10 protein-coding genes and 1 pseudogene are annotated in these 17,997 nt (G+C 67.6%); 6 read left to right on the top strand and 5 right to left on the bottom strand.

Going from position 1 to position 17,997, the window contains the following annotated elements; all coding sequences use genetic code 11:
- Positions 1–48: 48 nt before the first annotated feature.
- Both ACN28F_RS03975 and ACN28F_RS03970 read left to right on the top strand, forming a co-directional pair.
- Positions 49–6,936, top strand: a complete 6,888-nt coding sequence (locus tag ACN28F_RS03975; RefSeq protein WP_289206764.1) for a polymorphic toxin-type HINT domain-containing protein — start codon at positions 49–51, stop codon at positions 6,934–6,936.
- A complete protein-coding gene (locus ACN28F_RS03970) occupies positions 6,933–7,436 on the top strand; it encodes an SUKH-3 domain-containing protein (RefSeq protein WP_289206763.1) in 504 nt (167 codons plus the stop codon). Before ACN28F_RS03975 ends, ACN28F_RS03970 begins: the two co-directional genes overlap by 4 nt.
- A 615-nt stretch (positions 7,437–8,051) precedes the next feature.
- Here ACN28F_RS03970 and ACN28F_RS03965 read toward each other — a convergent pair.
- The 3 genes and pseudogenes from ACN28F_RS03965 to ACN28F_RS03955 all read right to left on the bottom strand — a co-directional run.
- Positions 8,052–8,165: pseudogene (locus tag ACN28F_RS03965) on the bottom strand (transposase); the annotation flags it as partial.
- A gap of 521 nt (positions 8,166–8,686) precedes the next feature.
- Entirely contained in the window at positions 8,687–8,905 is a 219-nt protein-coding gene (locus ACN28F_RS03960) for a DUF397 domain-containing protein (protein WP_289206762.1), read from the bottom strand.
- 2 nt (positions 8,906–8,907) lie between these two features.
- Positions 8,908–9,747, bottom strand: a complete 840-nt coding sequence (locus ACN28F_RS03955; protein WP_289206761.1) for a helix-turn-helix domain-containing protein — start codon at positions 9,745–9,747, stop codon at positions 8,908–8,910.
- A 636-nt stretch (positions 9,748–10,383) separates the two neighbouring features.
- Between ACN28F_RS03955 and ACN28F_RS03950 the strand changes: the two genes are divergently transcribed.
- Both ACN28F_RS03950 and ACN28F_RS03945 read left to right on the top strand, forming a co-directional pair.
- A complete protein-coding gene (locus ACN28F_RS03950; RefSeq protein ID WP_289206760.1) occupies positions 10,384–10,524 on the top strand; it encodes a hypothetical protein in 141 nt (46 codons plus the stop codon).
- 151 nt (positions 10,525–10,675) lie between these two features.
- A complete protein-coding gene (locus ACN28F_RS03945; RefSeq protein ID WP_289206759.1) occupies positions 10,676–12,649 on the top strand; it encodes a phosphatase PAP2 family protein in 1,974 nt (657 codons plus the stop codon).
- A gap of 75 nt (positions 12,650–12,724) precedes the next feature.
- Here ACN28F_RS03945 and ACN28F_RS03940 read toward each other — a convergent pair whose 3' ends face one another.
- Positions 12,725–13,498: a hypothetical protein gene (locus ACN28F_RS03940; RefSeq protein WP_289206758.1), complete on the bottom strand. Its 774-nt coding sequence runs from the start codon at positions 13,496–13,498 to the stop codon at positions 12,725–12,727.
- A 233-nt stretch (positions 13,499–13,731) separates the two neighbouring features.
- Here ACN28F_RS03940 and ACN28F_RS03935 point away from each other — a divergent pair, with 233 nt between their 5' ends.
- Positions 13,732–16,188 (top strand): low temperature requirement protein A, encoded by a 2,457-nt coding sequence (locus tag ACN28F_RS03935; protein WP_289206757.1) that lies wholly within the window; start codon positions 13,732–13,734, stop codon positions 16,186–16,188.
- On the opposite strand, the gene ACN28F_RS03930 is transcribed toward ACN28F_RS03935, so the two are convergent.
- Positions 16,148–17,014, bottom strand: coding sequence for an SGNH/GDSL hydrolase family protein (locus ACN28F_RS03930; protein WP_289206756.1), 867 nt, complete (start codon positions 17,012–17,014; stop codon positions 16,148–16,150). The genes ACN28F_RS03935 and ACN28F_RS03930 overlap by 41 nt on opposite strands.
- A 172-nt stretch (positions 17,015–17,186) precedes the next feature.
- Here ACN28F_RS03930 and ACN28F_RS03925 point away from each other — a divergent pair, with 172 nt between their 5' ends.
- Entirely contained in the window at positions 17,187–17,996 is an 810-nt protein-coding gene (locus ACN28F_RS03925; RefSeq protein WP_289206755.1) for a hypothetical protein, read from the top strand.
- Position 17,997 lies beyond the last annotated feature (1 nt).

Genomic DNA, 17,997 nt, shown 5'->3' with positions numbered 1-17,997 from the left:
ACTGACTTGAATCGTATGATCCATCCCTCTGAGGACCCGGAGGTCGCGGTGCAGGAACACCTGCTCCCATTTTCGCTGCCACTGGTCCGGCGTAGCCCGGCCTACAAACTTCGGCGGATCGTCGCTACTGCACTGGCGGGTGTCCTGGCCGCGAATCTGCTGGTGCAGGCGCCATCTGCCACTTCGGCGCAGGCGGCCCAGCCAGCCCAGCCACCGGCGGTCGAGGAGGTGCCAAGCGTTCCAGTCACCCCGGTTGCGGCGGACGAACCCGACCCGGCCAAGCCGCTGCCGCCAGCCAGCAGCAAACCGGCACCAGTCTGGCCGGACGGCGGGGTCGCCGTCACGGACCTGGTGGCGGCTCGGGGAGACACGACGGTGCGCCCCGGCGGTCTGCCGGTGCAGGTGACTGCGACCGGCGACGAGTCGGCCCGGTCTGCGGGCAATCGGCCTGAGCGGGTGCGGGTCGAGGTGCTGGACCGAACGACGACCGCGCGTGTTGGTGTCCGAGGAGTACTACTTCGGCTCGCCCCGGACGGGGAGGCAACCGACGGTGAAGTGTCGGTCAGCGTCGACTACGGTGCGTTCGCCACAGCGTACGGCGCGGACTGGGCGAGTCGGCTGCGGCTGGTTAGCATGCCGGACTGTGCGATGAAATCCGCATCGGGAGATTGCGCCGGCAACGCCTTGCCTGGCCGCAACGACCTGGCCGCTACGACGGTGACAGCAACGGTACCGCTGGCGGCGAGCGGCAGTCTGGTCGCCCTGGTAGCGGGACCTTCGGGCCCGGCCGGGGACCTGGCTGCGACCTCGCTTCTGCCGTCGTCGACCTGGGCAGTCGGCGGCAACTCCGGTACCTTCAGCTGGTCGCATCCTATGCGGGTGCCGCCGGCAGCCGGCGGTCTGGCCCCATCGGTATCGCTGGCGTACTCGTCCCAGTCGGTTGACGGTCGCCACGCGGCTTCCAACAACCAGCCGTCGTGGATCGGCGAAGGATTCGACACCTCGGGCGGCGGGTTCATCGAGCGGCGGTACCGCGCGTGCGCCAACGACATGGGTGGGCAGGCGAACAACACTGTCAAGACCGGCGACCTCTGCTGGGAGACCGACAACGCCGTCCTGTCGATGTTCGGCCGCGGCGGTGAACTGATCTACAACGCGCAGGAGAGCCGGTGGCATCTGCGCAACGACGACGGCTCCCGGATCGAACGGAAGACCGGCGCGACCAACGGTGACAACAACGGCGAGTACTGGGTACTCACCACTACAGACGGCGTCCAGTACTGGTTCGGGGCAAACCGGCTGCCGGGCTGGGCATCGGGCAATCCGGTCACGAACTCCGCCTGGAACGTCCCGGTCTTCGGCAACGACCCGAACGAGCCGTGCCGTGCCGCCACCTTCGCTGCCTCACACTGCATGCAAACCTGGCGGTGGAACCTCGACTACATTGTCGACCTGCACGGCAATTCCGTTTCTTACTGGTACAGCAAGGAGACGAACCGGTACGGTCGTAACCTCGTCGCCACTGACGCGGCGAGCTACGACCGGGGCGGCTGGCTCGACCGGATCGACTACGGCACGCGCCGGGTCAGCGGGGTCGACTCGGTCTTCGCCACCCCGGCCCCGTCGCGGGTCGACTTCGCGGTAGCGGATCGCTGCCTGAGCAATTGTGGCGTGCGTGACGAAGCGCACTGGCCAGACACCCCCTGGGACTCGGAGTGCACGGGTTCACCGTGCACCGGGATCTTCTCGCCAACCTTTTGGATCTCCAAACGGCTGGCCAGCGTCACGACCCAGGTCCGCTCGGGCGGCGCGTACGACAACGTCGAGCGGTGGACCCTCACGCACACCTTCCCGGATCCGGGCGACGCGACCCGGGCAGGACTCTGGCTCTCCACGATCACCCAGACAGGTCTTGTCGGTGCGGCCATCAGCATGCCGGCGATCGAGTTCACCGAGGTGCAGCTCGCAAACCGGGTCGACACCAACGACTTTGCACCGGAAATGAACTGGCTGCGCATCGCGCGGATCCGTCACCAGAGCGGCGGCACCACCAACATCACGTACTCCGAGGAGGACTGCGTCGCGGGGCAGACGCCGACGCCACACACCAACTCCCGCCTCTGCTATCCGGTGATCTGGACCCCTGAGGGCTATCAGCAGCCGGTGACCGACTGGTTCCACAAGTACGTTGTCAAGACCATCTACGAGACCGACCACACCGGTGGGGTGCCGCCACAGGGCAGCCCACGCACGGTTTACTCGTACAGCTATCTCGACGGCGCGGCCTGGCGGTACAGCGACGACGACGGGCTGATTGACCCGGACACCCGGACCTGGTCGAGCTACCGCGGGTTCAAGCGGGTAGGCGTCACCGTCGGTGACCCCGGCGAGCAGACCTACACCGAGACGCGCTTCTTCCAGGGCATGCACGGCGACCGGGCGGGCCCGGCCGGCGGCACCCGCACGGTCACCGTCGACGGCATCAACGACGAGGACTGGTACGTCGGCCTGGCCCGGGAGTCCAGGTCCCTGAACGGGCCCGGCGGCGCGGTGGTGTCCCGGCAGGTCAACGATCCGTGGGCTTCGCCCGTCACCGCTACCCGGACCATCAACGGACAAACGGTGACGGCCCGGTTCGCCCGGGTCGGCTCGGTGCGGCACTACACGGCCTTGGACGCTGGCCGGGGCGAGCGGTCGACCCGGGTAGTGGCGACCTACGACTCGTACGGTATGGCGGCGACCGTCGATGACCACGGCGACGTGAACGTAACCGGGGACGAGCAGTGCACCAAGCTCGACTACACACCCCGCAACGATGCGATCTGGCTGATGGACCGTCCACATCGGGTGCAGTCCTACGCGGTCGGCTGCGGTGCGACCGGCGGCACTCTTGTCGAGGCCGACGTGCTGGGCGAGATGCGGACCCTGTATGACGGGAACGCGTTCGAGACGGCACCTACCCGGGGTCTGGCCACCCGGGCCGACGAGATGTCGGCCTGGAACAACGGGGCACCGACCTTCGTCACGGTGAGCCAGTCGAGCTACGACGCCCACGGCCGGTCGACCTCCGTGCGGGACGCGATGAACTCCGAAACCACCACCGCCTACACCCCGACGACCGGCGGGCCGGTTACGGCGGTCACCATCACCAACGCGATGCAGCACGTCACCTCGACGACGGTGTCACCCGCCTGGGGGCTGCCGATTGCCACCGTCGATCCGAACGGCAAACGCACGGACATGGTGTACGACAGCATCGGCCGGATGACGTCGCTCTGGCTGCCAGGCCGTGACAAGGCGACCCAGTCGGCGAGTGCGACGTATGCCTACCATGTGCGCAACAACGCGGCGACGACGATCGCTACGTCGCGGCTCAACGCCGCAGGCGCCTACGTCACGTCGTACTCTCTGTATGACGGTTTGCTGCGACCCCGGCAGACGCAGACTCCGTCGCCGTCGGGCGGCCGAATCCTGACCGACACGTTCTATGACAGCGCGGGCCGAGTCGTGAAGGAGTACGGCGCCTACCACGACGGGAGCGCCGGCCCTGGCATAAACCTCTTCACCGCGACCGAAGCGGCGTTCGTGCACACCCAGACCCGTGCCGTCTACGACGGCGCCGGGAGGATGCGGGCGGCGGTCTTCCAGCCTTACGCCGACGAGCGATGGCGCACCAGCGTCTACTACGCCGGCGACCGGGTCGACGTCACGCCACCAGCGGGCGGGACCGCGACCTCCACGCTGTCCGACACCCACGGACGCACCGTCGAACTGCGTCAGTATCACGGTGCAACGCCCACCCCAGGCACCGCTGGGAGCTGGGACACCTCGACGTACCACTACAACCGTAAGGGGCTGCTGCAGCGCGTCACCGACGATCTCGGCAACAACTGGACCTACGGTTACGACTTCCGTGGCCGGCAGGTCCAGGTCGTCGACCCTGACAAGGGAACCAGCACCTTCACCTACGACAACGCAGGCAGGGTCACTACCAGCACCGACGCGCGCGGCGAGAAGCTCGCTTACCTGTACGACCCGCTGAACCGCAAGCGAGCGGTCTACGACGACCAGATCGGCAGCACAACGCGGGCCCAGTGGATCTACGACACCATCCTCAAGGGTGCGCTGACCCAGTCCACTCGGATCGAAGGCGGCTCCCTCTACCAGGTGCGGGTGACCGGCTACACCGACAGCTACCAGCCGACCGGCACCCAGATCACCATCCCCACATCCGAGACCGGACTGGGCGGCATCTACAACTCCTTCCTGACGTGGAACCCTGACGACTCCCTGGCGTCGCTGAGCCTCCCGTCGACGAACAACGACCTGCCGGCCGAAACCCTGCTGTACAGCTACAACAGCCTCGGTCTGCCGACCAAGCTTGAAACGCTGTACGGAGGCGTGTCGAGCCAGTATGTCGCCGGTACCAGCTACAACGCGCTCGGCGAGCCCACTCAGATCACCCTCGACACCGACGACATCGCCGGTGGCCGCGTGTGGCAGGCGTTCACCCGTGAACTCGATACAGGGCGGCTGACTCGGGCAGTCACCGCGCGAGACACCGTCGCACCGAACACGATCGCCGATCTGCATTACACCCAGGACCACGCGGGCAACGTCACCAGCATCCGGGACGAGGCCCAGGATCCGGTCGACGACACCCAGTGCTTCAACTACGACCACCTGCGTCGGCTCACTCAGGCCTGGACGCCGAGCTCGGCGGACTGCGCCACGGCCCCGTCCGCTGCCGGCCTGGGCGGCCCCGCACCGTACTGGCATTCCTGGACCTTCGACAGCATCGGCAACCGCCGCACCCAGTCGGTGCACACCACTGGCGGCACCGCCACCACCACGTACAACTACCCGGCGGCGGGCGCGGTCAGGCCACACGCCCTGGCCTCCACGACTGGGGCGCAGACCGGCAGCTACACCTACGATGCGGCGGGCAACACCGCGACTCGGCCGACCGCCACCTCCGGCACGCAGACCTTGGGATGGGACTCCGAGGGTCGGCTGACCAACTCCACCGACAGCAGCGGAGCGACCAGCTACCTCTATGACGCAGACGGCAACCGGCTGATCCGTCGTGATCCGGGTGGGAAGACGCTCTACCTGCCCGGTCAAGAAATCCGCTACAACTCGGCGACGACTTCGACCAGCGCCACCCGCTACTACAGCCACCTAGGCTCCACCGTCGGATCACGGACCGCGAACGGGTTGTCGTGGCTGGCCAGCGACCACCAGGGCACGTCGTCGATTGCAGTCGATTCGGTCAGTCAGGCGTTGACCGTCCGCCGCCAGACCCCGTACGGCACGCCACGGGGCGCGGTGCCGACCTGGCCGAACAGCAAGGGCTTCGTCGGTGGCACCATCGACAACACGGGCCTGACGCATCTGGGCGCCCGCGAGTACGACCCGGTTGCCGGCCGTTTCATCAGCGTCGACCCGGTCCATGACCTGACCGATCCCCAGCAGTGGAACCCTTACAGCTACGCGAACAACAGCCCGATCACGTACAGCGACCCTTCCGGGTTGATCTACACCGACTTCATGGTCGGCAGTGACCCCCACTTCAACGGCAACAACGCTGGCTGGGGCCCGGGTGCGCACGGAAGTGACATGGCGTCACAGCGGACGACCCACTGCAACGGCACCGGCCCCTACAGTTGTCAGGCGAAGGCAGACGCGGGTCGATATGAAAGCTCGGTAGTCATCAAGATGGGTCCGCCGCCGAGCTGGCAGGAAGAGCTTGTTTATGAAACGATTTGTACGTTAAGCGTACTGTGCCGTGGAATCTCTACTGGTTACGATGCGTACCTGATTGGCGAGGCGCTCTTCAACGGTGATTTCCGCGGTGCGGCGGTTGCGACTGTCGGTTTCCTAACCCCCGGTTGCCCCTCCCGCGTCTGCGGAGGGCTTGCTAGGAGGATTTTCGGAGGTTCCTCCACGCCTGATGCGCCTGGTCCGACGGTGAAGCCGAATACTGGCGCCCAATCACCGGACGCGCCCGCTGGTGGCTCAACTGGAAAGCCGACGACGACCAACGCCGGCTCCGGATCTGGCTCCGGCACCGGGGGTGGCAGGGGTCCGGGGAAGCCGGACAAATGCGAAACGGGGAACAGCTTCGTTCCCGGTACGCTCGTGTTGTTGGCGGACGGTTCGCGTAAGCCGATCGAGGACGTCGAGATCGGCGACCGGGTGGTGGCGAGTGATCCAGAGACCGGTGAGACGGCAGTCAAGGCTGTAACCGCGACGATCGAGGGCACCGGCGACAAGGACCTGGTTGAGATCACCGTCGCGGTCGGCGACGGACATGAATCCCAGGTCATTACTGCTACCGACGGCCACCCGTTCTGGGTGGCCAGTCAGGCGACGTGGCGTGACGCCAGCATGCTGCGGCCTGGTGACGAGCTGCTGGCTCCGGACGGCTCCCGCCTGCGGGCCATCGACATCGTCGCCTACCAGCGGCCCGCTACGGTCTACAACCTCACCGTCGCCGACATCCACACGTACTATGTGCTCGCCGGCACAACACCGGTCCTGGTGCACAACTGCGGACTTGAGGATTTCGCTGATAGTGTCCGGAACCAGCCGGGCACCAAGTTCGCAGCGGAATACACATCACCTTCGGGTGCGAAATACTACAGCACGAATAGGCACGGAACGGCCGGCGAGCTAGAAAACATGCCGGAACTCCGGGACGCAGTTCAAGCAGCCGGGCATCACGGTGGCTGCGCCGAGGTGGGATGTCTTATTCAGGCATACCGAGCTGAAGGTCCATCGGCAATAACCGGGGGATCGATGCAAGTAGTGCAGACTCGAAATTCGATGTCACCAAATGCGCCGGTTCATGGTACGCCCGGCTACCCATGTAGACGGCTTTGCAATCCGCTTCTTAAGAGTCTAAACATTTCATTCGAGGCAGGGCCAGGGTGATCGATCTAGATAAAATCTCCTCGGAGAGCTTGTCGGCTCTCCGAGGAGCTGGTTGGCACGAGAATCGGCAGGTGGATGTCTCGGAGTGGATTGAGCTACTTGCTGCGCAGGGGTACCACATCAATGAACCGGCGCGAAGCACCCTGCAGGCCTTCGGTGGATTGTCGGTGGAGCCGGTCAACGAAGTAGGACCGAATTTCGAGAACGGCGAACCGCTCAATTTTGAACCGATCGATGCTGGCTTCGGACATCACTTATTGGCGGAAGAGCTGCATGAGGCACTCGGTGGCAATTGGTACCCGCTTGGCGAGTGGATTAGCTCTTCAAGCGTGTTCGTCGATGATCGCGGTTGGACAGTGGCGACTGGGCTGGGGTGGATCTGGGAACTTGGCAAAACAGTAGAGGAAGCAATTAACCTCGCCCTACTCGCAAATCGTCCCCTGATCTGTTTGAAGGTTCTCACGCCGGGGGCAAAGCCATGGCCGCCGGACGGGAGTTGAAAGTCTGTAGGTTACTTTCGGTGATGATGCGAGTGCTGGCGGACCTGGGTGTGCGCGTGGGTTGCCGTCAAGCGGCGCATCGGATCGACGAACCGTGATGGAAGGTCGATAGCTGGATCGTCGCGACGGATGTTCGGTGGCGTGCCGCGTAGCGGTGCGGCGTCGATCCCCGGAACCGGTTGCTGTGGGATGACCGGGGTGGAGGGATCGTCACGGCCTTGGCCCTCGATCGGCCGACTCCGCCGCCTTCTCGCGGTTCGGGTTGATGGGCGTGCGCGCGGGGCCGTAGGCCTTGAGCGCGTGCGCGCGGCCCGGCGTAGCCGGGCGCTCGTGGGGTCGGCCAGTGGCGCGGTGCCGGGATTGCTCCTGGTCCGTTTCCGCTGGCCGCCCGCCCGAACCGTACGTGCGAGTTGGCCCCGCATACGGCTCTCCGTGTGTCTTGCCCGTTGTTCTTACAGACCCACGAGACAGCTCGCGGTGTTGAAGTCGGTCGCGTGGCAGCGGTTGGCGGCTGGTCAGGGCGAGTTGGACCTGGGGCTGGACGACAGTCCGGACGCGGGCGGTCCGTTGGAGATCACCAGTTCGCGGATGGGGCACCTGTGGGACGCGTTGTGCCGCGGTGTAGACCGGCCGCAACGCCTTCGCGATTGCGTCCCAGTGCTGACGGGCCGCGTACCGGAACGACGCCCGCAGCAGGTGCACGACACACGTCTGGGTCACCGCCAGGGGTGCGGCGTCGACTGGCTCGATGCCGGCGTTGGCCTTGTACCTCACGATGTCCTCGGCGAGGTCTTGGTGTGCTGTGCTGAGGTCGGCGAGTTCCTGAGCGGCGGCGTTCATGCCGTGGACGTCTTTGGCCATCATCGCGTCAACGACGCGGCCGGCGATCTGTTCTGTTTCAGCAGGAACTGGGCTACGCGCCGGTTGAGGTCCGGGTTGTCGACCATGGCCGCAGCGCCCCCGCGCGCCGGATCGGGTTGTCCGTCTGTGCCGGTATACCGCGACCTGCGCGTTCTTGCCCCGCCGTGCCGGTGTACTGCCGCTGCCATTTAGCGAGATTGGTGTCGGTCGGCAAATGCCGGGGCAGCGCTCGGCGTAGTGCTGCGGCAGCAACCGACGGCGGCAGCCGGGGAAGCTCGTCGAGTTCTGGGGCGTGGTGTCACCGGTGTGCGCGCGCGGGGTCGTGGGCCGTGGCGTGTGTGTGCGGTCCGGCTTCGGCCGGACCGCTTCTGGACTTGGTGGAGCAGATCCTAGCCCAGCGACTTCGGTGTGAGCGCTCCGCGTTCGCCGGCCTTGATCGCGTCGATGAATCTGGTCCAGGTGGGAGTGGTGAAGGCGAGGGTTGGCCCGGCCTGGTGTTTGCTGTCGCGGACTGCGGTGGTGGAGGGCATGCTGGCGACTTCGATGCAGGCGCCGCCGTTGTTGTCGCTGCGGCTGGACTTGCGCCAGGTGGGGTGGGATGTGTTCATGGTCAGCCTCTGGTGTCGTCTGCGATCCGCTGGATGAGGGTGCGGGACTCGACCGGGCCGAGTGCGGCGGCGGTGAGTCGTTCCCAGAGCCGAGTGTATGCCCGGACCGCCTCGGGGCCGTCGAGGTAGTCGGCGTCGGTGAGGGTCTCCAGGTAGACGACTTCGGATGCCATCTCCTCGCCGAAGCGCAGGATGATGAAGTTGTACGACGAGGTCTCGTAGGTGGGGGCGTCGAACGGGAAGACCTGGATGGTCAGGTTGGGGTGGTTGGCGAGGGTTGCGAGGTGGGTGAGCTGCTGGTGCATGGCGGCTGGGTCGCCGAGGGTGCGGCGGAGGGCTGACTCGCTGAGGATCAGGTGGAGGTGGGCTCTGTCGGGCTGGTCGATGACCTTCTGCCGTTCGAGTCGTACGGAGATCTGGCGTTCGAGGTCGTCGGTGTGGGTGCGTTGGTTGAGGGCGCGGATGTAGGGCTCGGTCTGGAGGATGCCGGGGATAACTTCTGGTTGGTACCAGCGGATGTGGGTGGCGTCTGCTTCGAGGTCGAGGTATTGGCGGAACCAGTCGGGGATGACGTTGCGGTAGCCACTCCATCTTCCGCGTTGGCGGCCGGCTCGTGCGAGGTTGCGGAGGGGTTCGGCGTCATCGCGGGTGACGCCGTAGAAGTCGAGGAGCAGGGTGAGGTCGGTTTGGCGGATGCCGGACTGGCCGAGTTCGAGTCGGCTGATCTTGCTGGCTGAGGAGTCGATGATCTTGGCGGCGTCGTCCTGGGTTTTGCCTGCGGTTTCGCGGGCGCGTTTGAGGGCGTTGCCGAGGCGTCGGCGTTGGATCGTCGGGTTGACCATGGTGGTGAGTATCTGACGGCTGTCCCGGTGGGTGTGGGACGTGCCGGGTGGGTTCCCAAAGTGTGTCCTCACACGTACCATCGTTTTTGGACTTGCAAATTAGGAGTGCGGTTCGGGCTTGCGGGAGGTCGTGTGTCTGGGCGTGTCACGTACGACTCGTACCTGGTGGCGGTGGCGGTGACGCTGGCTCGCCGGCATCGGCCGGTGTGGTCCTGGCGCAGGTGGCGGCGGATCTGCCGGTGCGGGTCGGTGTTGCCCTGCCGGGCGCGGCACCGGATTCCGATCAACCGGGGTCACTGGCCGGGGGAGACGCGTTGACGACGCATCGTCCTGTCCGGCCGAGCTGGATCTGCGCTGGCTGTGGCCTTTCGTGGCCGTGCGAGACGCGGCGGCGGGAGTTGCTGGCCGAGTACGCGGGAGCGCGGGTGTCGCTGTCGGTCTACCTGGCGACGTGCCTGCTGGACGCGATGACTGACCTGCCGCAGGACCGCTGCGGCGACGCCTACTGGCGGTTCATGGGCTGGTGGCGGTGAGAGCCGGGGTCGGGCCGGTGGCGGCAACCATCCGGCCCGACCCCGTTCCATCCCCTCCGTAGAAAAGACGTTCCATCCCCTCCGAGAGAGAAGGCGGACGATCATGGACATCTGTGCGTTGACCAGCGCCACAGTGCTCGGTTACCTCGCCGGGCTGTTCTCGATCCGGGTCAAGAGCCGCTGGTGCCCCAAGTGCGGCGAGCTGACCACCGTCCCGCCATCGCCGGCCAACCCGGTGAGGTAGCCGATCGGCGTTGGCGCATCACACCAGGTCACCGGTGGTCGGCGTACCAGTGGGAGACACGTCACTTCTGGATCTAACGATCGCTTGAGTCCACCGACCGTTCGCTGACCGGCCCTGCGCCGTTCATCGGCGTTGGCCAGGGTCAGCAGCCATGACTGCACAGCACCATGCGATAGACCGCCGCGTCTTCCTGCGCGGCTCGGCCGCCCTCGCCGCCCTACCGGTGGCCGGCAGCCTGCTCACCGCCGGGCCGGCGACAGCCGCCCCGGCCACCGCGACCAGCACGGCAGCGGCGACCGCCGCCGGCAACGTGCCGCCGGCGCCCAGCTACCCCGGGTTGCCGTTCGTTGACGACTACCTGACCAACACCAGCGCCAACCGGACCCCGCAGACCAACGCGGCGGTCCGGATCCTCGCCGGATTCGAGCAGCTGTGGACCACCGGCAGCAACTGGGACAACGGCGTACCGCGCAGCGCCGAGGTGCTGCGGGCCAACATCCGGTACGTGGTGAAGGTGGGCGAGGAGCGCACCGAGGTCGAGGCGAAGCAGGCGTACATCTTCGACCGGCAGCACCAGAGCTACAGCGCGATCAGCGGCCTCGGTCCGCTGACGCAGCCGTACCTGGCGGGGTCGCTCGCCGTCACCGGCATCACCGCTGCCCCCGACGGGGTGCCGGACGGGCGGGTCAGCGACGCGCTGCCGCCGGACGCGCCGGCCGGCTCGTCGCTCGGCGCCGGCTCCACCTCGTCGGCGCTGGGCACGGTGGTGCAGCTGGTCAACACGATCCGTGGCCCGCACGCCTCCAGCAACCCGAGCAAGTCCACCTACCAGTATCCGCGGCCGTGGCGGCTCACCGACGACAGCAAAGTGGTCGAGACCGGCGGCATCCCGGTGCTGGGTGTGCCGGTGTACGCGGCGAACACCGCCGTCGTGCCGCAGTTGCTGCGTCAGCGGGCCGACAACCCGGCCGACGACGGTGGTTTCCCCAGCGGGCACGCCAACGCCGCCTACCTGGCGGCGCTGGCGTTCGCGTACGCCGTACCGGAGCGGTTCCAGGAGCTGTTGGCCCGGGCCAGTGACGTCGCGGACAGCCGGATCGTGGCCGGCATGCACTCGCCGGTGGACGTGATCGGTGGCCGGATCCTGGCCACCGCACTGGCCGCCGCCGTGCTCGCCGACCCGGCGTACGCGCAGCTCAAGGCCGACGCCCGGCACCAGGCCGCCGAGTATCTGCAGGCCGCCACCGGCACGAGCGCCGACACGCTGTACGCGTACGCCCACTCGGCCGGGCCGGACACCGACCCGTACGCCGACCGGGCGGCGAACCTGGCGAAGGTGACGCCCCGGCTGACGTACATGTTGCCGCAGGCGCGTAAGGACACCCCGTTCACCGTGCCGAAGGGCGCCGAGACGCTGCTGGAGACCCGGCTGCCGTACCTGGACGCCGAGCAGCGCCGCGAGGTGCTGCGCAGCACCGGGCTGCCGGGCGGCTACCCGCTGCTGGACGGCCCGGAGCAGTGGGGCCGGCTGAACCTGTTCGCCGCCGCCGACGGCTACGGGTCGCTGCGGCGCACCGTACGGGTCACGATGGACGCCGCCGCCGGTGGCTTCCACGCCGCCGACGCCTGGCGCAACGACATCGACGGCGAGGGCATGCTGGTCAAGTCCGGCACCGGCGCGTTGACCCTGACCGGGGCGAACAGCTACACCGGCGGCACCCGGCTGGTCGACGGCACCCTGGTCGCGGCGTCGGAGCGGGCGTTGGGCGACGGCCCAGCGGAGCTGCGCGGCGGCACGTTGCGGTTGGACCGCACCGCCGGGCAGGTCCGGGTACGCGGCGAGTACAGCCAGTCCGGTCAGGCCACCCTGTCGGTGAACCTGACCGACGGCGGTGAACCGCCGCTGGTGGTCGACGCGACGGCGACGCTGAACGGCCGGGCGGCCCTGGTGCTGGCCCTGGACCCGCAGCGGCCGCCGGCGGCGAACGTGTCGGTGCCGGTGCTGCGGGCGGCGAAGCTCGTCGGCACGTTCGGCGCGGTCACGGTGACCGGGCTCGACGGTTACACCGCCGAGCCGTTCCACACCGGCACTGGTGTGTCGGTGCGGCTGCTGAAGACCGCCTGAGCGCAGGCGTGACCCGTGCCGCCCCGGCGATGGCCGGGGCGGCACGGTCGGTCACCTGAGCCGGACGGACGGCGGTCAGGCGGGGGTGGCCCGCAGGACCGGCAGTACGGCGGTGGCCTGGGCGTGGCTGGTGTGGCGCATCACGATGGCGGTGGTGCCGGGCACGTCGTACGGGTTCGTCGTCGGCGGGTACGCGATGCGCTTGCTGGTGCTGACGACCTTGCCGTCGTAGGCGGTGCACCTGGTCTCCCAGGTGTAGACCGCGCCGTTCTGCGGGATGCCGTTGAGCCCCTTGATGGCAGTCGTGCAGGTCGGCTTCAGGGTGCTGAGCACGGTGTCGTTGCTGTCGACGACCTGCTCGAGCAGTGACGAGGTGCTGAAGCCGGCGTGCGCGCGGGCGGTGAGGGCCAGCGGCCCGACGGTGTTGAGGGTGAAGCCGAGCTGGTCGGCGGAGGCCTTGTCGGTGACGACCTCGAGCAGGCTGTCGATGAGCGTCACGCAGGCGGTGGTGTCCCGCGCGTACGCCTGCACGGTGGTCTGGTTGAAGTTCGGCAGGTCGTTGAAGTCGATGATCGCGCTGCGGGCGCAGGCTTTCGCCGGCGCGGTGGCCAGCCGGTCGACCTGGGCCAGGATGTCGGTCCTGGCGTCGTTGATGGTCTTGATGATCTTGTCCGTGGCGTCGTCCAGCGACTGGCCTTCCTTGTACTCCTTGTACAGCTCGTAGGCGGCCTTCGCGGCACCGATGATCGCGGTGAAGTCGAACGCCTGGACGGGGCGGGCACCCAGTGGGAGGGTGACCACGACCGCCGCGACGGCGGCAACGGTACGGCGGAGCAGGACGCGTCTCATCAATCTCCCCTTCTGGCCGACGGCCGTCCCGGCCGGACGATCATCCACTGTGTTGACAATGTCTGCCGGGACACACGTTTTCCCGCAGGTCGCGGGTTTGGTCAGCGTCCCAACTATCACTGGATCATGAATGGACGCCGACTGGACGCGGCGGCCACCGCCGACCCGGACGCGGGTGGGTGAATTTTTCCGATCCGACCGCCACGGCCCGGCCCGGTCGGCACAGTAGGGGCATGGCGGACGGGGGTCCGGCGCCGCCCGAGCTGCGGCGGCGACGGTTTCTCGTCCTACGCCCCGAGGGGACCGCCGGCGATGTGAGCTGGATGGAGCTCTTCATCGACCTGTTCTTCGTGTTCGCCTTCCTGCGGGTCACCAGCCTGATGGCGAGTCAGCTGCACTGGCTGGGGGTCGTCGAGGGCATCCTCGTGGTGCTGATGCTGTGGCACTGCTGGAACTCCTGCGCCTGGCTCGGCAACGTCGTCTACCCGGACAAGGGCCTGATGCCGATTGTCGTGTTCGGGATCGCCACCACGTTGCTGATCATGGGCGTCGCGATTCCCGGCACCTTCACCGCCGAGTCGGGCGGCGTGATCGAGCCGCTGATCGTCGCGACCGGCTACCTGACGATCATCTACGCCGTCATGGTGGTACTGAGCATCCTGCACTGGTCGCAGGGACCCGCCGGCCGGCGCCCGGTGATCGCCTCGTGGGCGACCTACCTGCCGGCCGGACTGATCCTGGCCTGCGCGGTCTGGCTGCCGCCGCGACTCGACCTGCCGATAGACGACCGGTACGTGCGTACCGCGATGTTCGCCCTGGTCGTCGTGATCAACTTCAGCGCGCTGCGGGTGGTCAGCAGCGGCAACGCACAGGTGGTGTCGAGCCGGCACCTCGCCGAGCGGCACGGCCTGGTCGTCCTCGTCGCGCTCGGGGAAACGGTGATCTCCGTCGGCATCAGCCAGGGCCTGAGCGGTGACCGGCCGATCACCTGGCAACTGCTGGTCGGCGCGGCGCTGAGCATCGCCGTGGTCGCCGTCCTCTGGTGGACCTACTTCGACGTCGCCAAGGTCGTCGCCGAGCACGCCATGCAGGGGCTGCCCCGATCCGACCAGTCGCGGATCGCCCGGGACGCCTACAGCGGCCTGCACCTGCCGATGATCTGCGGGCTCATTGTGCTCGCGCTCAGCCTGAAACACGTCGTCGCCTCGGCCACCGGCACCACCGACCATCCCTGGCGCGCCGCGAGCACCGTCCTGTTGTTCGGTGGCGTCATGGTCTACCTCGCCGGGCTGATCGCATTCCAGCGACGTGCCGTCGGCATGCTCGGGCGCAGCCCGATCGTCGGCATCGTGTTCCTGCTGGTGCTTCTGCCGCTGGCCGCCCACACCCCGCCGCTGGCCTCGCTCGGGCTGCTCCTGGTCGGAGCCGCCGCGATGATCGTTGCCGACCGCACCGTGTTCCGTCGGCGACATCTGCGGTTGCACGAGCGGGCCGACCAGGAAGCCGCCAAGATCACCGGGGCCACCCCGAAGGAACTTCTCGTCGACCTGGTCTTCGTGTTCGCGTTCATCCAGGTCACCGTCCTGATGGTGCGGGAGAACTCGGTGCTCGGGGTGCTGCAGGGACTGATCCTGCTGGCACTGCTGTGGTGGGCCTGGGCAAGTTTCTGCTGGGTGACCCACGCGATCCGACGCGACACCGTCCCGGTCCGCCTGGCGATGATCGGCGTGATGGCGGTGACGCTGGTGCTGGGAATCGCGTTACCGCAGACATTCGAACAGGTTCCCGGGGGACTGCCCGGTGCCAGCGTCGTGGTGACCGCGTACATCGCCGGTCGGCTCGTCCATGCCGCGCTGATCCGGCATGTCGCCCGGGAACAGCCGGAACTGCCGGCGGTGCTTCTGGAGGGTGCGCTGCCCAGCGGGCTGGCGCTGGCGCTGCTGGCCGGCAGCATCGTGCTCGACCTGGCCGTGCCCGACGATCGACCCACGGATGTGACCATCACGGCGATCTGGCTGGTCGCTGTCCTGATCGAAATCTTCGGCAACTACCGGACCGGGGTACGCAGCTGGCGGATCCGGACCGTCCGGCACTGGACCGACCGGTACGCGTTGATCATGCTGATCGCCTTCGGTGAGACCATCATCGCCCTCGGGTTCTCCGCCGCGCAGGAGGCGACCTCCGTACTGCTGGTCGCGGTCCTCACGGCCGCGGCGGTCGGGATCTGCACCATCTGGTGGTCCTACTTCCACACCGACGCCGGCCTCGCCCACGACGCCCTGGAAGCCTCCCAGGGCGAGGAGCGAGCGAAACTGGCCCGCGACGCCTACACCTACCTGCACCTGCCGATGGTCGCCGGGCTGATCCTGTTCGCGTTCGGCCTGCGCGAGACCCTGATCCTGCACGGCAGTCTGGTGACCGCCCGCGCACACGCCCTCGGCCACTACGCGCTCTTCGTCGGCCCGGTCGTGTACATCGTCGCGAACCAGGCCTTCTGGTGGCGGGTCTGGCGGCGGGTCAGCGGCTACCGGATCAGCGGTGCGGTCCTGGTCGCCGTACTCGCGCCGGTGACCGCACCGCTGCCCGTGCTGTGGAACATCGTGTTGCTGGCCGGCTTCGGGGTCACCTTCGCGGTGGCCGAGGCGCTGGCTAACCGGCGGCGATCCGGTTCCGCGCACCGGCCGGCGTGACTGCCCCGTCGAGCGCCTTCAGGTAGCCGTCGGTGTAGCCGTCCAGGTTCGGGTGGAACGCATCCTTGAGCGCGGTGACGCCGTTGAGCCACGGGACGTCGCTGCAGACCCGGTGCTTGGCGAACAGGTCGTCGACCGGCACGAACACCCCGTACGGCTTGGCGGTCTTCTCGATGGCCTGGTTGAGCTGCACCGCCGCGTCGTTGATCCAGCCCCGCCGATTTTCATCCAGCGGCGCTTCGAAGCAGAAGTCAGGGGCGAACAGCTGCGCGTAGCCCAGCACCACCAGCTTGGCGTTCGGGGCTTTGGCGAGGATGTCGCCGTACACCTGCTTCAGGTCGCCCGGCAGCGCCGTGTTGATGATCGCGACGGCCGCGTCCACGGCGGCCTTGCAGGTGCTGTCGTGCAGCGCGTCGATGCACTTCTCCAAGGTGGAGGTGAAGCCGAGGTTGTCGCCACCGACGGTGATGGTCACCAGCCTGGTGTCCGGCCCGAGGAAGCCCAACTGGTGGGCGATCACGTCGTCGGTGGTCGCGCCGCTGCAGGCCGCGAAGCCGAACGACATCGTCGGGTGCGCGGCGGCGTACTGGGCGGCGTACGAATGGGTGCTCCGCTTGCAGTCGTCGTCGATGTACGGCTTGGCGCCGACTCCGGAAGAGTACGAGTCGCCGAGCGCGACGTACTGCCGGTCGTCGGTGGCGGACGTGGCGCCGGTCGTGCCGGCTGCGTTGGCGGTGGCGGGTGCTGCGGCGATGGTGATCAGCAGTGCGGCCGAGACGGACAGAGTGAGGGTACGGCGGAGATGTCTGGCACGGTTCAGGATCACGGCTACCTCCCCAGGAATCCGAATTAGCAGCAGGATGCGTCGACCATCGCTGTTAATCAATCCCCGAACGGACCGCTGTCCGCTTCACGACCGATCGGCACGGTCGGCGGCGTGACTGCGGCACCCTGTTGTCGACATCGGCGACCGTCCACGTCGACTGTCGGGAGGACCAATGAGGAAACGAATCCGGCCACGATCGATCGGTGCGACCCTGGTGGCCGCGCTGGTCGGCGCCGTGGCCGCCGCGCTGCTGCCCGCCGCGCCCGCCTTGGCCCTGCCCTCGGGCACCGGCTGGTCGGCGTCGTGGAGCTACTACCATCCCAACGCCTACCAGTACGCCGGCACCCTGCCCGGGGTGAGCCTGACCGGCTACGCCACCGACTACTCCGGCACCTCGAACACGGTCGGGACCATCCAGGACACCGCCAACGACGGGCGCTGCGCGAGGGTGATGCTCTACGCCAACGGCGTCGGGTACCCCGTCGACCAGACGATCTGCGGCAGCGGCCTCAGCCTGAACTACAGCACCGGAAACTACAGCCAGGGACTACTGGTCATCGTCTACCGGATGGTGCAGGGCACCTCGACCCACGACAAGGGCTTCTACCTGCACATTCCAGGCTCGGCGAGCGACTCGCAGCTACGGACGGTCGGCACCGGGGCCAGCTGGTCCTACTACACGTCGACGGCGTTCCAGTACACGGTGACCCGCCCCGGCGTCACGCAGGTCGGGTACGGCTCGCACCAGTCGTTCGACCAGCGCTCCTCGCTGAACACCGTGCAGAAGACCGCCACGTCGGCCGGCTGCGCCACCGGCCGGGTCACCGGCGGCACGACCACCAGCGGCGGCACCTGCACCAACGGCGGCACCGCCTCGTTCAGCCGCTTCGACCACACCTACAACCTGGAGGCCTCCGCCTGCTACCAGCCCACCTCCGGGACCCAGCGCTGCCTCGCGCTGGTCATCCCCGAACCGTGGTGAC

This window comes from Solwaraspora sp. WMMA2101, from assembly GCF_049179175.1.
Classification (GTDB): domain Bacteria; phylum Actinomycetota; class Actinomycetes; order Mycobacteriales; family Micromonosporaceae; genus Micromonospora_E.
The sequence above is the reverse complement of the archived record's forward strand: the minus strand, read 5'-3'. Positions and strand labels throughout refer to the sequence as shown.

Excerpts from the sequence above, each read along its gene's own strand:
- ACN28F_RS03960 (WP_289206762.1), bottom strand. The coding sequence starts at position 8,905 with ATGAACACATCCCACCCCACCTGGCGCAAGTCCAGCCGCAGCGACAAC.
- ACN28F_RS03955 (WP_289206761.1), bottom strand. The coding sequence starts at position 9,747 with ATGGTCAACCCGACGATCCAACGCCGACGCCTCGGCAACGCCCTCAAA.
- ACN28F_RS03950 (WP_289206760.1), top strand. The coding sequence starts at position 10,384 with ATGGACATCTGTGCGTTGACCAGCGCCACAGTGCTCGGTTACCTCGCC.
- ACN28F_RS03945 (WP_289206759.1), top strand. The coding sequence starts at position 10,676 with ATGACTGCACAGCACCATGCGATAGACCGCCGCGTCTTCCTGCGCGGC.
- ACN28F_RS03940 (WP_289206758.1), bottom strand. The coding sequence starts at position 13,498 with ATGAGACGCGTCCTGCTCCGCCGTACCGTTGCCGCCGTCGCGGCGGTC.
- ACN28F_RS03935 (WP_289206757.1), top strand. The coding sequence starts at position 13,732 with ATGGCGGACGGGGGTCCGGCGCCGCCCGAGCTGCGGCGGCGACGGTTT.
- ACN28F_RS03925 (WP_289206755.1), top strand. The coding sequence starts at position 17,187 with ATGAGGAAACGAATCCGGCCACGATCGATCGGTGCGACCCTGGTGGCC.